Source organism: Streptomyces humicola (assembly GCF_024436035.1).
Classification (GTDB): Bacteria; Actinomycetota; Actinomycetes; order Streptomycetales; family Streptomycetaceae; genus Streptantibioticus_B; species Streptantibioticus_B humicola.
In genome coordinates this window covers 169,402-184,220 of record NZ_JANFNG010000005.1, presented here as the reverse complement: position 1 = coordinate 184,220, position 14,819 = coordinate 169,402, and the positions used below count along the sequence as shown (strand labels likewise).

Here is a 14,819-nt window from a genome sequence, read left to right as displayed (position 1 = left end):
TCTCAGGAGTGGCTCGGGTGTGGAAGGGAGTCGGTGGTGCGTCCACTCGTCGTGGCGGTCAATGGGGTGACGGGACGCATGGGCCGCACCCGGCATCTTCACGGCGCGCTGCTGCCGCTTCAGCGTAGCGGGATCCGCTCAGCTGGGCGGCGCCGCGAGCTGGACCTCGTTCTCGTGGGCAGACGTGCCGCGGCCGTCTCGCAGCTCGCGCGCGAGCACGGCGTCCGGCGTTGGTCCACCGACCTCGACGCCGTCCTGGGCGATCCGGAGGTCGACGTCTATTTCGACGCTCAGCGCAGCGGGCTGCGCAGCGGCGCGGTGACGGCCGCGATCAAGGCTCGCAAACACCTCTACTGCGAGAAGCCGCTGGCCCTTGACGGAGCCGCGGCCCTGGAGCTGGCCCGTGACGCGGAGCAGGCGCAGATCCGCACAGGGATGGTTCAGGACAAGCTCTTCACGCCGGGCTTCCGGGCGCTGCGCTCCGTATTGGCAGCCGGTGCGCTCGGGAGGATCCTGGATGTCCGCGGCGATTTCGGTTACTGGGTGTCCGCCGACGCCGCGGGACGTCCGCAGCGTCCGTCGTGGAACTACCGGCGCGCGGATGGCGGCGACTTCATCGCCGATCTGTTCAGCCACTGGTACTACTTGCTGGCGATGGTGGGGACACCGCTCGCCGTCAGCGCGCTCCTGGCCACGCATGTGCCCCGCCGCCACGACGAGAGCGGCCGGCCCTACGACGTCGACGTCGAGGACCTCGGCCACGTGCTGGTGCGGTTGCACGGCGGAGTCACCGGCGTGATCTCGACCTCCTGGATACAGCGTCCGCCTACCCCCTTCACGCTGACGCTGCACGGCACCCGGGCCACCGCCATGGCGACGCCGGACGCCTGCACGCTGTCCACCGCCACGCTGCCGGCGCCCGGTGCGACTCCGGTGCCTCGGCAGCAGCCGGTTCCCATGCCCCCGCAGGAAGACGAGTTCCTCAGTCAGTGGCGTCAGTTCCTCGAGCATGTCGCCGGCGATACGCCGTTCCCCTGGACCTTCTGCTACGCGGCCCGGGCCGCTCTCTTCTGCGACGCGATCCGGAACAGCGGGCGCCGTGGCACCTGGTGCGACGTGCCTGAGGACACAGGAGATGTCCGATGAGACCCGGGATCACCCGGCCGCAGGTGGCGGTGCGCCGTACGCCGCGGGCGGGCGGGTGTCGGCGAGCTGATCCGCGCCGGCCGTTCCGTGCTCGCCGCGGTGCGGCCCGGGCCGTGCGTATCCGTTGCTCGCGGCGCCGGACGTGTGGGTACGGTGTCGACAGCGATCGATCTAGCTGCTAAGGGGTGCCAGCAGGATGGCTAAGAACGGTGGACCGATCCGGGGCGCAGACGCGCACCAGGGCAGGCCGGTCACCATCCAGGCAGTTGCGAAGGCGGCAGGCGTCTCCACCGCGACGGTCTCGCGTGTCATGACCGGGAACTCAAGCGTCCGAGCCGATCTGGCAGCGCGCGTACGCCAAGTCGCTGACGAACTCGGATACCGCCCGAACCCCGCAGCTCAGCGACTTGCCTCGGGGGTGAGCGAGACCATCGGGGTCGTCGTTCCGAACCTCGCCAACCCGTACTTCTACGACGTGATCAAGGCGATGAACACGGCGGCCGCCGCTCAGGGCTACCAGATGCTCATCGCCGACTCCAACGAAGATCCTGACCAGGAACTGCCGTTGTCACGGAGCCTGTTGCGGCAAGCAGACGGACTGGTGCTGCTGTCTCCCAGGATGCCGGTCGCCTCGCTGCGCGTGCTCGCGCAGGATGCGGCCCCTGTCCTGATGGTCAACCGCGTAGTGGTGGGAGTCGGGCTGCCGACGGTGGCCGTCGACAACCACTCCGCGATGTTGGAGATCTGCGGCCACCTTGCGATGCTCGGCCATCGACGGGTGGTCTATCTGGCCGGTCCCGAGCACTCCTGGCAGAACACCGAACGGCAGCGAGCGGCCGATCAGTCACCGGCGTTCGGTCTGCAGCTGACGTCGGTGACCGCCGGGTCGACGATAGGCGCGGGGCATGCCGCCGTCGACCGTGCCCTGGAGCTGAAGCCCACGGCACTGGTCTGCTTCAACGATCTCGTGGCCTTCGGGGCCTTGGCGCGGCTGCAGGAGCTCGGGCTGCGCGTACCGGACGACGTGTCGCTGACCGGATTTGACGACATCCCGTTCTCTGGCTACGCCTCACCACCGCTGACGACGGCGGTTAGCCCCCAACTCGCACTGGGACAGCGGGCGTGGCAGGTCATCCACCAGATGATCGATGGCAAGGAGCCCGATGACACGCCGCTGCTCAAGGCTGAGGTCGTGATACGCCACTCCACGGCGGCGCCCTCCGTCTGCGGTCACGTGGCCTCCCCGCAACCCGACCTCACCGGTCAGACTGGCGTGGCAGCCGGTTAGCCGCAGCCGGCTGACGTCACCTGACGCCGCGGCATGCAGCAAGAACCGCGCCGGACCATCGGTAGCTCGTCCGGCGCAGGTCAGGGCACCACAGCCGACGCCCAAAAGCGCCCGCGCGCCGCCTCATCGCAGCGCACCACCTGAGACGTAGCCCTCTCCGAGGCGGGAGGACCGCCCTGCTTCCCAGCGGGCAATGGCGCACAGTGCCGCTGCCCGCCCACGCGACTGGCGGACACCTCGGGGCTCGTTGTCCTGCGCGGACCTGCCATCCCCAGCCTTCGTGGCATCGCGCCGCAGCCCACCGCCCTCAAACGCGCGGCAGCTTCGTCGGCACGCGTATCCGAGCACTCGTGGACCCGCTCGTTGGTAGCGGCTGTACCGCCCCTCTCCTGTGAGTAAACGATTTCCAATCTCCCCAATGCCTCGTGGCGCTGCGTCGCTGCTCAGGGCCATTGCATGGCCTCTGTGCTGGCATTCAGTGGAATTGGAGCTTGCGCGGGGGTTGACCGGGCAACTCCAGCGGCCTTAGAAAGCCTTTACAGATAACGCCGCAGCGAGGAGTGGATCACATGAGGCGTCTTCCTCCCACCGTCATAGCAAGATCACGCCGCAGGGCGGCCGTGCTGTCCGCGGCCGTGGTGCTGACGTTGACCGTCGCGGGTTGCGCGGGCAACGGCTCCGGATTCACTGACGCCGCCTCGGGCAAGGGGGGCACGTGTGATCCCAAGCAGGTTCACCTGGTGCAGTCCGGACGAGGTTTCGAGAATCCCTACTACGTGGCCGTCGACGCCGGGGCGAGAGCCTTCGCGAAGTCGGTCGGTCTGCAGAACAACTACACGTGGATCGCGAGCGAAGGCGACTCCTCAAAGCAGCTCACGCAGATCCAGTCGCTCCTGGCCAAGTACGGTCGCTGCACCGTGCTCAACGTCGACCCCAACGACAACTCCATTCTTCCGGCCATCGTGACCGCGGTGCAGCGGCAAAATGCCTGGCTCGTCACGCAGTGGAACAAGCCGGATGGGATGACGCCAGCGACCTCGTCGGCGCACTGGGTGGCCCACATGTCGGTCGACGGCGTCCCGCAGGGATACAACACCGCGAAGGCGTTGTTCCAGGCCATGGGCGGCAAGGGCAACATCGTTGCGTTGGAGGGCATCCTCGACAACGTGCCCGCCCAGCAACGGTTCGCCGGTCTGCAGAAGGCGCTGAAGGAGTTCCCGCAGGTGCACCTCCTCGAGGCGCAGACGGCCAACTGGGACCAGACGCAGGCGCAAAACGTGACTCAGACCTTCCTTACGAAGTACGGCGACAAGATCAACGGCGTGTGGTCCGCCAATGACGCGATGGGGCTGGGCGCCATCGAGGCCCTGAAGGCCGCTGGAAAGGTCGGTGTGGTCAAGGTGAGCAGCGTCGATGGGCTGCAGCAGACAATCGACGATGTCAAGGCGAACAACGTCGGCTACGTGGCAACGACGCGCTCGACCGGCTCGGTCCAGGGAGGCTTCGGACTGGCCATCGGGTACGCGGCGGCGATCGGCAAGATTGATCCTGCCAAGGAGCCAGCTGAGCACCGGGCTTTCTACCTCACCTATCAGGGGATCGTGACCTCCCAGAACGCCGGTAGCCTGCCGTCCCCCACCGACGCCTCCGGCCTGAACTTCAACAACATCTGGTCAGTAGTCGCCTCCCCCATCGGGAACTGACATGGCACCGGATCTCCTCTCCCAGGAGCATGAGGTCGGCAACGCCGCAGGGGCCAGTGAGGATCGGTCACGCGGAGGTCTGTGGGCACGCGTGTCACGGATCGAACGCGTCCCCATCCCAGCACTCGCGGCGCTGGCTCTCATCGTCATCGTGTTCGGTCTCGCCAACAGCACCTTCCTGACGCTGGCGAATATGCAGGCCCTGGCCGATCAGTCGGCGATCCCCGTCGTCCTCGCGGTCGGCATGACATTCGTCATCCTCATGGGCAGCATCGACCTGTCGGTCGAAGGGGTCGTGGCTGCGACGTCGATGGTCTCCGCGCTGCTCGTAATCAACGACCGGACGCATCACCACCTCGGCCTGTGGGCGGTTCTCATCAGCGTCGCCGTCGGCGCCGGAATCGGCGCGGTCGCGGGACTCAGCGTCACTCGTTTGCGGATCCCGTCCTTCCTCGTCACGATCGGCACCTGGCAGATCGGTATCGGAATCGCCCAAGTGCTCTTCGGCGGTCAGCCTCCCGTCGTGCGTGACCGAGAGCTTCTCTCCTGGGCGCTGAAGACCTGGCTCGGCATGCCGCGCCTGGCCTTCGTGGCCCTGGCCGTGGTGCTGCTCGGCCTGTGGGTGCAGCACATGACCAGGTTCGGCCGCTACGCGTATGTGATCGGTGGCGGCGAGGACATCGCCCGCTTGTCCGGGATCAAGGTCGCGCGGTTCCGCACACTGGCCTTCATCGTGGCGGGGGCGTGCAGCGGCCTGGCAGGCGTGATGGCCACCAGCAGGTCAGGCCAGGGCGCGGTGGCAAACGGCAACGGCTATCTGTTCCTCACCATCGCGGGGGTCGTCATCGGCGGCACCTTGCTCACCGGCGGCCGCGGCGGCGTGCTGCACTCCGTCGTCGGCGTACTGATCATGGTCTCCATCACCAACGGCATGATCCTCGTCGGGATCAGCCCCTACGTACAACAGTCCGTGCAGGGCGCGATCGTCGTGCTGGCCGTAACGGCGACCCTGTGGCGCCTTCGAGAGCGACTTCGGGTGGTCAAATGAACGACATCGCGTTCTCCGTTCGTGGCGCGTCGAAGACCTTCGGCGGCGTGCAGGCGCTCGAGGACGTCAGCATTGACGTGCGACGTCGCGAGGTTATCGGCCTCATCGGCGAAAACGGAGCCGGCAAGTCCACCCTGCTCAAAATCCTCAGCGGGATCCACCAACCTGACTTCGGCACGGTGCTGCTCCATGGCGAGCCGGTGAAGTTCCGCAGCGTCGCCCACGCCATGAGAATGGGCGTGGCGATGGTGTTCCAGGAGCAGTCGCTGCTGCCGAACATCAGCGTCGCCGAGAACATATACCTCGGGAACGAGGGCACAGCTGTCAAGCACGGCTTCTACCGCTGGCCGCTACTGCGCCGACGCGCCGCCGAGAAGCTCGACGCCATCGGAAGCCAGGTCTCCCCGCGCACCCGCACTGAACAGCTGTCATTCGCCAAGAGGCAGATGGTCGAGGTGGCGAAGGCCCTCGCCACCGGCGAGTCCAGCCACCACGAACCGGTGATCTTGCTCGATGAGCCAACGTCCGTGCTCGAAGCCGCCGAGATCAAACGCCTGTTCGACGTCATCCGCGAGCTGAAAAAACGCGCTTCCGTCGTCTTCGTGTCCCACAGGATGGAAGAAGTACTCACGATCTGCGACCGGGCATACGTCATGCGCGACGGCCGCTGCGTGGCGGAGTGCGACCCTGCGTCCGTGGACGTCAACGAGCTGTACCGGCTGATGGTCGGCCGGGACCTGACCGACGGGTACTTCGCCGAAGACCAGCAGATTCCGCACACAGGAGAGGTCCGCCTGCAGGTCTCGCAGCTCACAGGGCCGGGCTTCGCCGACATCTCCTTCGACCTGCACGCCGGCGAGGTGCTGGCCGTAGTCGGGGTCCAGGACAGCGGACGGGAGACCCTGGCACGCGCGCTAGTGGGAGCCGCGTCGGTCACCTCCGGGTCGGTCACCCTCGACGGGCGCGTCGTGCGGTTCCGCAGCCCGGCCGACGCCGTGCGAGCCGGCTTCGGATACATCCCGGGAGAACGCAAGACCGACGGAGCCCTGATGGGCCTGACCGTCGAGGAGAACCTCACCTTGGCCCATCCGGAGCAGGTAATGCGAGGCCCAGTCCTCAGCCGCTCGCTGGAACAGCAGAAGGTCGCCGACTGGGTAGACAAGCTAAAGATCAAAACGCCTTCCGGCAGCACACCGCTGGGCAGCCTCTCCGGCGGGAACCAGCAGAAGGTCGTCCTCGCCAAGTGGCTCGTGGACCCCGGCCTGAAGGTCCTGATCCTCGACACGCCCACGCGCGGACTGGACGTCGGCGCAAAGGCAGACGTCTACGCGCTGGTCCGCCAGCTCGCCCGAGCGGGAATCGCCGTGCTGCTGCTTGCCGACAGCCTCGAGGAAGGGATCGCAATGAGCCATCGGATCGTGACGATGCGCGATGGTCGCATCTCCGCGGAATTCGAGTGCGCTCCGGGGGCACGGCCAGAACGCACCGCAGTGCTCGAGAGGATGGTGTGAGGTGACCACTGCCAATACGCCCACCGCGGAAAATGCCGGGAAAGCAGCACATGCTCACCACAAAGCGGGCGAGGGCCGCGTCAATGCTGTGAAGGCCCTTGCGAGTCGTCTGCATCAGCACGGGGTGGCGCCGGCACTGGTGCTCGGCGTGATCGTGGGGATTCTCGCGCTGTACGACAACAGCTTTCTTGCGAGCGACAGCATCCAGTCGCTTCTCGAACAATCGGCGATTCTGGGGCTGCTGGCGCTCGGTCAGGGCTTTGTCGTCATGACCGGCCGCATCGACCTGTCTAACGCCGTGCTGGCCAGCTTCACCGCCGTGCTCGTGGCCAAGCTGCTGCCGTCCCAGGGACCGTTGGCGATCGGCCTGGTACTCGGCCTGAGCCTGGCCATCGGACTCCTGCAGGGGCTCGTTCACGTGTTTGCGCAGGTGCCGTCCTTCATCGTGACCCTCGGGACGTTGGGCGTGTGGACAGGGCTGTCGCTCACGACCTCGAAGGCCTCCACGATCCTGGTCATGCAGCACTACGGCGCCGTCTCGTGGATATACGCGCGTCCCTACGGGATACCGCTGTCCTTCGTCCTGGTGCTCGTCCTGACCCTGCTGCTGATGTCCGGCATGCGCTGGCTGCGATGGGGACGCCGGATGCGCGCCGTGGGCCTCAACGAACGAGCGGCGGCCTTCAGCGGCATACGCACCAGCCGCGTCGTGCTCAGCGCGTTCGCGCTCAGCGCGCTCCTCAGCGGTATAGCCGGCGTCTTCCAGATTGCCGAACTGCAGTCCGCATCCGCGGACAGCTCCGACGCGCTCCTGCTTCCGGCCATCGCGTCGGTGGTGGTCGGCGGTACCGCGATTGCCGGCGGCGTGGGCGGGGTGGGGCGGACCCTCCTGGGCGCGATCATCATCACGGTGGCGAGCGTCGGGTTCGACATCGTGGGCATCCCCTCCTCCTACCAGCCCATCTTCTACGGCCTGTTCGTCATCGTCGTGATCACGGTGACGGTCGACCGGACACGCGTCACCTCGGTGGCGTGACACGGTGCCAAGACAGACCCTGCCGGGGTAAGGCCGTTCGTCGGCCGCAGTACACGAGATTTCTGAACGAATACGCAGCTAGTGGAGGGCAGATGGCCAACGTGGCAGACCCGCGCCGCTTCGGACGAGCGGGCTTCGAGGTGACGGCGATCGGTTACGGTGCCGCACCGATCGGCAACATCTTCCGCCCGATCGAGGAAGCGCAGGCGCAGAACCTGATCGCCCATGCATGGGACGCCGGGGTCCGGTACTTCGACACCGCGCCGATGTACGGTCACGGGCTGAGCGAACATCGGCTGGGACACGGCCTGCTGCACCGGCCGCGCGAGGAGTACGTCCTGGCGACGAAGGTCGGCAGGCGCCTGGTGCCGCGCCCACGCGGCACGTTCGACACCGGAGTGTGGGTCGATACCGCCCCCTTCGAAGCGGTCTTCGACTACAGCTACGACGGCGTGATGCGGCAGGTCGAGGACAGCCTGCAGCGGATGTGCACCGATCGGATCGATGTCGTGCACATCCACGACATCGACGTCTACACCCACGGCCAGACGGAGCAACCCTTGCGCTTCGCCGAAGCCATGAAGGGGGCGTACCCGGCGCTGCGAAGGCTCCGGGATGAGGGTGTCGTGCGCGCCATCGGCGTCGGAGTGAACGAGGCGGAGGTGCTGGAGGCCGCGGCCCAGGAGGGCGACTTCGACTGCTTCCTGTTGGCCGGGCGCTACACGCTGCTCGAGCAGGAACCCCTTGACCGTCTCCTGCCGTTGTGCCAGGAGCGTGACATCGCTGTGGTGCTGGGCGGCGTCTTCAACAGCGGAATCCTGGCGACTGGACCGGCACCGAACGCCAAGTTCAACTACGGGCCTGCGCCCGCATCCATCGTGGAACGTGCGGCCCGGCTGCAGCGGGTCTCCGACCGGTACGACGTACCGCTCGGAGCGATCGCGGTGCAGTTCGCGGCCGCGCATCCCGCGGTCGCGAACGTGTGCCTCGGGTCGCGCACGGTCGAACAGCAGCAACGTGGCTACGCCTGGTCCACGGCACCGATTCCGGCCGAGCTGTGGGCGGATCTGCGGCGCGAGGGGCTCCTGCGGGATGATGCCCCCACTCCGTGACACTCCACCCCCACGAGACTCCGAGCTCATGCGCTGTCACCCCTGATCTGCCGGGCCGTGCGAAGCAGCAGGAATCGGACCCCGGCCCGACGCATGAACGCCGCCCGCGGCCGCACACCGCCCGCAGGCCATACGAGCGGCCCCGGGCGGTCCGCCTGCGGGCGTGTGTAAGCGATTACAGCAAGCTGGATACCTATTGACCTCACAGTTTTTCTCGTGTTAGAAATCGTTTACCGAAAGGAGTGTGGTGATGCCCGTCGGACGACTGCGTGACAAGGTCTGTGTGATCACCGGGGGCACCTCGGGGATCGGTCAGGCGATCACCAGGGTGTTCGCAGCCGAGGGCGCCGCGATCGCGGTGCTCTCGCTCGACGAAGATGAAGTGGCCACCGCCCGGGCAGAGTTGGAGCGTGCTGGCGCGCCGCATATCGCCGTGGCCGGGGACGTCGCCGACGCCGCCGCGTGGAGCGCCCTGGCCGACCGCGTCGTCGACCGGTTCGGCCGGATCGATGTGCTCGTCAACAACGCGGGCTACGGGCTGGCCGGCACCGTGCTCGACACGGACCCGCAGGCGTGGGAAGCCCTGTTCGGAACGAACGTGACAGGTGTCTACCTCGGATGCCGGGCCGTGCTCCCGGTGATGATCAAGGCGGGGCGGGGTTCGATCGTGAACATCGCCTCGGTCGCCGGTGAGATCGGTATGGCCGAGCGAGCCGCCTACTGCGCGACCAAAGCCGCGGTCGTGGGGCTGACCCGGGCAATGGCGGTTGATCACGCCGTGCAGGGGATCCGAGTCAACGCGGTCTCCCCGGGAACCACGGACTCGCCGTACTTCTCCAAGATCGCGCCAGGTGACGCGGCATCGGAGGAGTTCCGTCGATCGCTGGCTGACCGCCAGCTGCTCGGGCGGCTCGGCCGGCCGGAGGAGATCGCGGCGGCCGCACTCTTCCTGGCCAGCGATGAGTCTTCCTTCGCGACCGGTTCAGTGGTCACCGTCGACGGCGGCATGAGTGTCCGGTGAGGAGCGGCGGCATGGGTAACTCGGCAGTGCTCGATGCGGACGCGGCGGCCGCCCGGATTCCTGACGGTGCCGTGGTCGCTGTCACCGGCTCAGGTGGTGGAATCCTCGAGTCGGATGCGGTGTTCCAGGCTGTCGAGCGGCGGTTCCTGCGCTCCGGACATCCCCGCGGCATCACCCTCGTGCACGCCCTCGGACTGGGGGACAACGCGGAACGCGGCATCAATCGGTTCGCGCACGAGGGCCTGGTGCGCCGCGTGATCGGGGGGCACTGGACGTGGTCGCGGCCGATGCAGGAGCTGGCACGGGAGAATCGGATGGAGGCCTATTCGCTGCCTGCCGGTGTGATCAGCGCGTTGCTGCGCGAGAGCGGAGCACGTCGTCCAGGCCTGCTGACCAGGGTCGGCATCGGTACCTTCGTCGATCCGCGAAACTCTGGCGGCAAGCTCAACGACGCCGCGACGGAGGAGATCGTCGAACTGGTCGAGTTCGACGGCATGGAGTATCTGCGCTACCGCCCGCTGCGGGTGGATGTGGGCATCGTACGCGGCACCATCGCCGATGAGCGCGGCAACGTGAGTCTGGAGGACGAAGCGTCGCTTCTGGACGTCCAGGCGGTGGCGATAGCCGCCCGGGGCAATGGTGGCCGGGTGATCGTTCAGGTGAAGCGGCTGGGGGCCCAGGGGTCACTCGACCCGCGCCTCGTCCACCTCCCTTCTCCCATGGTCGACGTCGTCGTGCCTCACCCCGGGCAATGGCAGACCTACGCGGCCGAGTACGACCCGGCGCTGAGCGGACGCTTCCGGCCGGCACCTGCCCGTTCCGACGGCGCGCTGCTGGCCCCCCCGGACGGGGGCGGCACGGTGCTCGACGCGCGGGCGATGGTCGCTCGTCGAGCGGCCCTGGAGGTGGTGCCCGGATCGGTGGTCAACGTCGGGTTCGGGATGAGTGCAGGCGTGGTCGACGTCCTGGCCCAGCATGATCGACTGGACGACGTCGATCTATGCATCGAACAGGGCGCTACCGGGGGAACTCCGGAAAGCGGACCACTGTTCGGCCTGAGCCGCGCACCGTTCGCCGTCGTTCCCTCCACGACTCAATTCGACTTCTTCGCCGCCGGGATACTCGATCTCACCGCGCTGGGTATGGCCGAGGTCGACCAGTTCGGAAACGTCAACGTCAGCCGAGTCGGTGGTGTAGTGGTTGGTCCCGGCGGCTTCATCAACATCGTCAGCGGCGCGCGCAAGGTTGTGTTCTGCGGCACGTTCACCGCCCGCGGATTGCAAGCCAAAGCAGCCGGCGGAAGGCTGCTCGTCAAGCAGGAAGGCAGCCTGCGCAAGTTCGTCGGCAAGGTCGACGAAGTGACCTTCTCCGCGAGGACGGCCCGCGAGGAAGGCCAGCAGGTGCTGTACGTGACCGAGCGCGCTGTCTTCGAACTCGGCGAAAACGGCCCGGTGCTCACCGAGGTCGCGGAAGGCCTGGACGTCGAGCGGGACGTGCTGGCACACATGGACTTCGCTCCCGAGATCGGAGCCCTGCGTCCCATGCCCCCGGCCGTCTTCAGCAACGGGCCACTGTGGCCTGCCATGCACGACCGCAGCGAACCCTCCCGGTCCACGGTGGGCGCAACGCCCGGCTCTGCGTGACCCCACCTCAAGACCGGACAACCGTCAAGGAACCAGGGAAAAACCATGACCACGATCGCCCTCGCCACGGGCAGCGGAAGCGACCATCACGATGAGCTCACCATGATGGTACGCGAGTTCGCGACCAAGAGAATTCGCCCCGTCACCGAAGACCTGGACGCCACCGAGCGATTCCCGAGTGAGATCTACGAGCACATGGGGCAGCTCGGGCTCTTCGGCATCACCATACCCGAGACCGACGGCGGATCCGGTGGCACGGTCACCGACTACGTCAGCGTCATGGAAGAGCTCTCCTACGGCTACGCGAGCGTCGCCGACCAGTGCGGACTGGTCGAGCTTGTCGGCTCCCTGCTGGCCACCTTCGGCAGCGAACAGCAAAAGGCCACCTACCTCCCTGGCCTGCTCGCGGGAACGACACGCTGCTCCTATGCGTTGACCGAGCCTGGAGCGGGCTCCGACCTGGGCGGGCTGAAGACCACCGCACGCAAGGACGGCAATGACTGGATCCTGAACGGGGAAAAGATATTCATCCACAACGCCCCGGTCGCGGACTTCGCCATGGTGCTCGCCGTCACCGACCCGGACAAGGGCAAGCGCGGCGGCATGTCCATGTTCCTGGTCGAGGCCGACCTGCCCGGAGTGCAGCGCGCCTACCACGAGAAGAAGATGGGCCAGAAGGCATCGCCGGTCGGGGGCTTCATCTTCTCGGACGTACGGCTTCCAGCGGACGCGCTGCTGGGCGCAGAGGGTGCGGGGTTCTCGGCGGTACTCCAGGTACTGGAGAAGGGCCGACTGGGCATCGGCGCGCTGGCCAACGGGATCTCCCGGGCGGCGTTGGACACCGCGCGCGAACACGCGCAGTCCCGCACGCAGTTCGGGCAGCCGATCGGCCAGTTCCAGGCGGTTGCCTTCACTCTCGCCGACATGGCCACCGACTACGAGGCAGCGAGGCTGCTCCTGCGCCGCGGCGCCGAACTCCTTGACCGTGGCGAGCCTGCCGGAATGGCCTGCTCCATGGCCAAGCTGTTCGCCTCGGAGGCCAGCATCCGCACCACCTCACGGGCCGTACAGATCCTGGGCGGCAGCGGTTACATCCGGGGCGTCGAGGCAGAACGCCTTTACCGCGACGCCCGCATCACCACCATTTACGAGGGCACCAGTGAGGTCCAGCGACTTATCATCAGCAGGTCTCTCCTGCGTTGATCGTGCATGCTATATGTCGATTCATCGTGGCAGGCGAGAATTCGCCGTTGGGGCCAGGTGCGCAGACGCGGCGGAGCAATCATAGCGAAGAACCGTTCCTCTTGAGTTTCACTTTGAGTGAGAGCGGATCACGAACCGGCGCACCAAAGCGGGCTTCGGCAGGGTGCCATGCCTGGCACCTAAATCGGCACTGCTGATAAGACTCTTAACTGTGCGCGCTACATGCGCGCGGCGCCACGCGCATTACGAATAGCGTTCCTGCGAAACCGTCGCATATGGCGAAGAAGACTGCTGGAAGGTGAAGACAACCGTGAGTTTGAGGATCGTTGTCTGTGTGAAGTACGTGCCCGACGCGAGCGGCGATCGTCGCTTCGCGGAGGATTACACCACCGACCGGGAAGCCGTGGACGGGCTGCTGTCCGAGCTGGATGAGTACGGCCTGGAGCAGGCGCTGCGCATCGCCGAGGTCTCTGGCGACGCGGAGATTACCGTGCTGACGGTGGGCCCGGACGGCGCCAATGACGCGCTGCACAAGGCTTTGTCGATGGGCGCCGACCAGGCCATCCACGTAAAGGACGAGGCGATCCACGGCTCCGATGTCCTCGGCACCTCGCTGATCCTGGCCAAGGCGCTCGCCAAGGCCGGGTTTGACCTGGTGATGTGCGGCATGGCTTCCACCGACGCCGCCACGGGGATCCTTCCCGCGCTGTTGGCCGAACGCCTGGGCATTCCGCAAGTGACGCTCCTGTCGGAGGTGGCGGTCGATGGCGGCACCGTCACCGCTCGCCGGGACGGGGATGCCGCGACCGAGCAGCTCCAGGCCGCCGTGCCGGCGGTGGTGTCGGTGACCGACCAGTCCGGCGAGGCGCGCTACCCCTCCTTCAAGGGCATCATGGCCGCCAAGAAGAAGGTGATCCAAACCTGGGACCTGTCGGACCTGGACATCGAGGCCGAGCAGGTGGGCCTGGCCGGGGCGTGCACGGCCGTCGAGGCGGTGGCCGCCCGCCCTGCCCGCAGTGCTGGCACGGTGGTCAAGGACGAGGGCGAGGGCGGTAAGCAGCTCGCCGCGTTTCTCGCCGAGCAGAAGTTCATCTAACCCTTACCCACCCGCACCCCTTTGGAGACATCCAACATGGCTGAAGTCCTCGTCTTGGTCGACCACGCGGACGGGGCGGTCCGCAAGCCGACCCTGGAGCTACTGACCCTCGCCAGCCGCCTCGGCGAGGCCTCCGCGGTCGTCCTCGGCGCCGGTGAGACCGCCGCCGACATCGCCGCGAGGCTCGGCGAGTACGGCGCAGTGAAGGTATACGTCGCCGACGCGCCGGAGTTCGCCGGGTACTTGGTGGTGCCCAAAGTGGACGCCCTAACCCAGATCGCCCAGCAGGCCAACCCGGCGGCGGTGCTAGTCACCGCCTCAGGGGAGGGCAAGGAGGTAGCGGCACGGACCGCGCTGCGGCTGGGCTCGGGCCTGCTCACCGACGCCGTGGACGTCACCGCCGGTGAGGACGGGTCGCCGGTGGCGACCCAGTCGGCCTTCGCCGCCTCTTTCACTGTCACCTCTATCGTCACCCGCGGCATCCCGGTGATTGCGATCAAGCCCAACGCCACCAGCCCCGAGCCAGCCGCAGCCCCGGGTGCGGTCGAGCACGTCACGGTGGCCTTCTCGCCCACCGTCACTGGCACCAAGGTGGTCTCCCGCGCCCCGCGCGTCTCCAGTGGCCGGCCAGAGCTGACCGAGGCCGCGATCGTGGTCTCCGGCGGCCGCGGGGTGGGCGGCCCGGAGGGCTTTGCGGTGGTCGAGGGGTTGGCCGACGCCCTGGGAGCGGCGGTGGGCGCCTCCCGGGCGGCAGTGGACGCCGGCTGGTACCCGCACGCCCAACAAGTGGGTCAGACCGGCAAGCAGGTCTCGCCACAGCTGTACGTAGCCGCCGGGATCTCCGGAGCGATCCAGCACCGGGCCGGGATGCAGACCTCCAAGACCATCGTGGCGGTCAACAAGGACCCGGAGGCGCCGATCTTCGAGCTGGCCGACTTCGGCGTGGTCGGAGACCTGTTCGTTGTCCTACCCCAGGCCACGCAAGAGATCGGTGGCCGCACGAGTTGACGCC

At 67.2% G+C, this 14,819-nt stretch carries 12 protein-coding genes; all 12 read left to right on the top strand.

All coding sequences use genetic code 11. The features are described 5' to 3' along the window. The first annotated feature begins 36 nt into the window (after positions 1-36). The 12 genes from NGB36_RS09890 (at position 37) to NGB36_RS09835 (ending at position 14,815) form a co-directional block, all read left to right on the top strand. Positions 37-1,146 (top strand): Gfo/Idh/MocA family protein, encoded by a 1,110-nt coding sequence (locus tag NGB36_RS09890; RefSeq protein WP_255919795.1) that lies wholly within the window; start codon positions 37-39, stop codon positions 1,144-1,146. A 196-nt stretch (positions 1,147-1,342) separates the two neighbouring features. Next, entirely contained in the window at positions 1,343-2,434 is a 1,092-nt protein-coding gene (locus NGB36_RS09885; RefSeq protein ID WP_255919794.1) for a LacI family DNA-binding transcriptional regulator, read from the top strand. Positions 2,435-3,054: 620 nt separating this feature from the next. Then, positions 3,055-4,137 carry a sugar ABC transporter substrate-binding protein gene (locus NGB36_RS09880; protein WP_255919793.1) on the top strand — a complete coding sequence of 361 codons (1,083 nt, stop codon included), beginning with the start codon at positions 3,055-3,057 and terminating at the stop codon, positions 4,135-4,137. A gap of 1 nt (position 4,138) precedes the next feature. After that, a complete protein-coding gene (locus NGB36_RS09875) occupies positions 4,139-5,185 on the top strand; it encodes an ABC transporter permease (RefSeq protein ID WP_255919792.1) in 1,047 nt (348 codons plus the stop codon). Then, positions 5,182-6,696 carry a sugar ABC transporter ATP-binding protein gene (locus NGB36_RS09870; RefSeq protein WP_255919791.1) on the top strand — a complete coding sequence of 505 codons (1,515 nt, stop codon included), beginning with the start codon at positions 5,182-5,184 and terminating at the stop codon, positions 6,694-6,696. The genes NGB36_RS09875 and NGB36_RS09870 overlap by 4 nt, the downstream gene beginning before the upstream one ends. 124 nt (positions 6,697-6,820) lie before the next feature. Beyond that, positions 6,821-7,732, top strand: a complete 912-nt coding sequence (locus NGB36_RS09865; protein WP_255919790.1) for an ABC transporter permease — start codon at positions 6,821-6,823, stop codon at positions 7,730-7,732. 92 nt (positions 7,733-7,824) lie between these two features. Further along, the gene (locus NGB36_RS09860; RefSeq protein WP_255919789.1) at positions 7,825-8,844 is read left to right on the top strand and encodes an aldo/keto reductase; all 1,020 of its coding nucleotides are present in this window, start codon (positions 7,825-7,827) and stop codon (positions 8,842-8,844) included. Positions 8,845-9,094: 250 nt separating this feature from the next. After that, a complete protein-coding gene (locus tag NGB36_RS09855; protein WP_255919788.1) occupies positions 9,095-9,865 on the top strand; it encodes an SDR family NAD(P)-dependent oxidoreductase in 771 nt (256 codons plus the stop codon). Between the two features lie 11 nt (positions 9,866-9,876). Further along, positions 9,877-11,508, top strand: a complete 1,632-nt coding sequence (locus NGB36_RS09850) for a CoA-transferase (protein ID WP_255919787.1) — start codon at positions 9,877-9,879, stop codon at positions 11,506-11,508. 45 nt (positions 11,509-11,553) lie between these two features. After that, a complete protein-coding gene (locus NGB36_RS09845) occupies positions 11,554-12,711 on the top strand; it encodes an acyl-CoA dehydrogenase family protein (protein WP_255919786.1) in 1,158 nt (385 codons plus the stop codon). Positions 12,712-13,021: 310 nt separating this feature from the next. Next, positions 13,022-13,807 carry an electron transfer flavoprotein subunit beta/FixA family protein gene (locus NGB36_RS09840; protein WP_255919785.1) on the top strand — a complete coding sequence of 262 codons (786 nt, stop codon included), beginning with the start codon at positions 13,022-13,024 and terminating at the stop codon, positions 13,805-13,807. A 36-nt stretch (positions 13,808-13,843) separates the two neighbouring features. After that, entirely contained in the window at positions 13,844-14,815 is a 972-nt protein-coding gene (locus NGB36_RS09835; protein WP_255919784.1) for an electron transfer flavoprotein subunit alpha/FixB family protein, read from the top strand. The last annotated feature ends 4 nt before the right edge of the window (positions 14,816-14,819 follow it).

What these genes read in the sequence shown, in the direction of transcription:
- NGB36_RS09885 (WP_255919794.1), top strand. Translation starts at nt 1,343, where the DNA reads ATGGCTAAGAACGGTGGACCGATCCGGGGCGCAGACGCGCACCAGGGC.
- NGB36_RS09875 (WP_255919792.1), top strand. Translation starts at nt 4,139, where the DNA reads ATGGCACCGGATCTCCTCTCCCAGGAGCATGAGGTCGGCAACGCCGCA.
- NGB36_RS09870 (WP_255919791.1), top strand. Translation starts at nt 5,182, where the DNA reads ATGAACGACATCGCGTTCTCCGTTCGTGGCGCGTCGAAGACCTTCGGC.
- NGB36_RS09860 (WP_255919789.1), top strand. Translation starts at nt 7,825, where the DNA reads ATGGCCAACGTGGCAGACCCGCGCCGCTTCGGACGAGCGGGCTTCGAG.
- NGB36_RS09855 (WP_255919788.1), top strand. Translation starts at nt 9,095, where the DNA reads ATGCCCGTCGGACGACTGCGTGACAAGGTCTGTGTGATCACCGGGGGC.
- NGB36_RS09850 (WP_255919787.1), top strand. Translation starts at nt 9,877, where the DNA reads ATGGGTAACTCGGCAGTGCTCGATGCGGACGCGGCGGCCGCCCGGATT.
- NGB36_RS09845 (WP_255919786.1), top strand. Translation starts at nt 11,554, where the DNA reads ATGACCACGATCGCCCTCGCCACGGGCAGCGGAAGCGACCATCACGAT.
- NGB36_RS09835 (WP_255919784.1), top strand. Translation starts at nt 13,844, where the DNA reads ATGGCTGAAGTCCTCGTCTTGGTCGACCACGCGGACGGGGCGGTCCGC.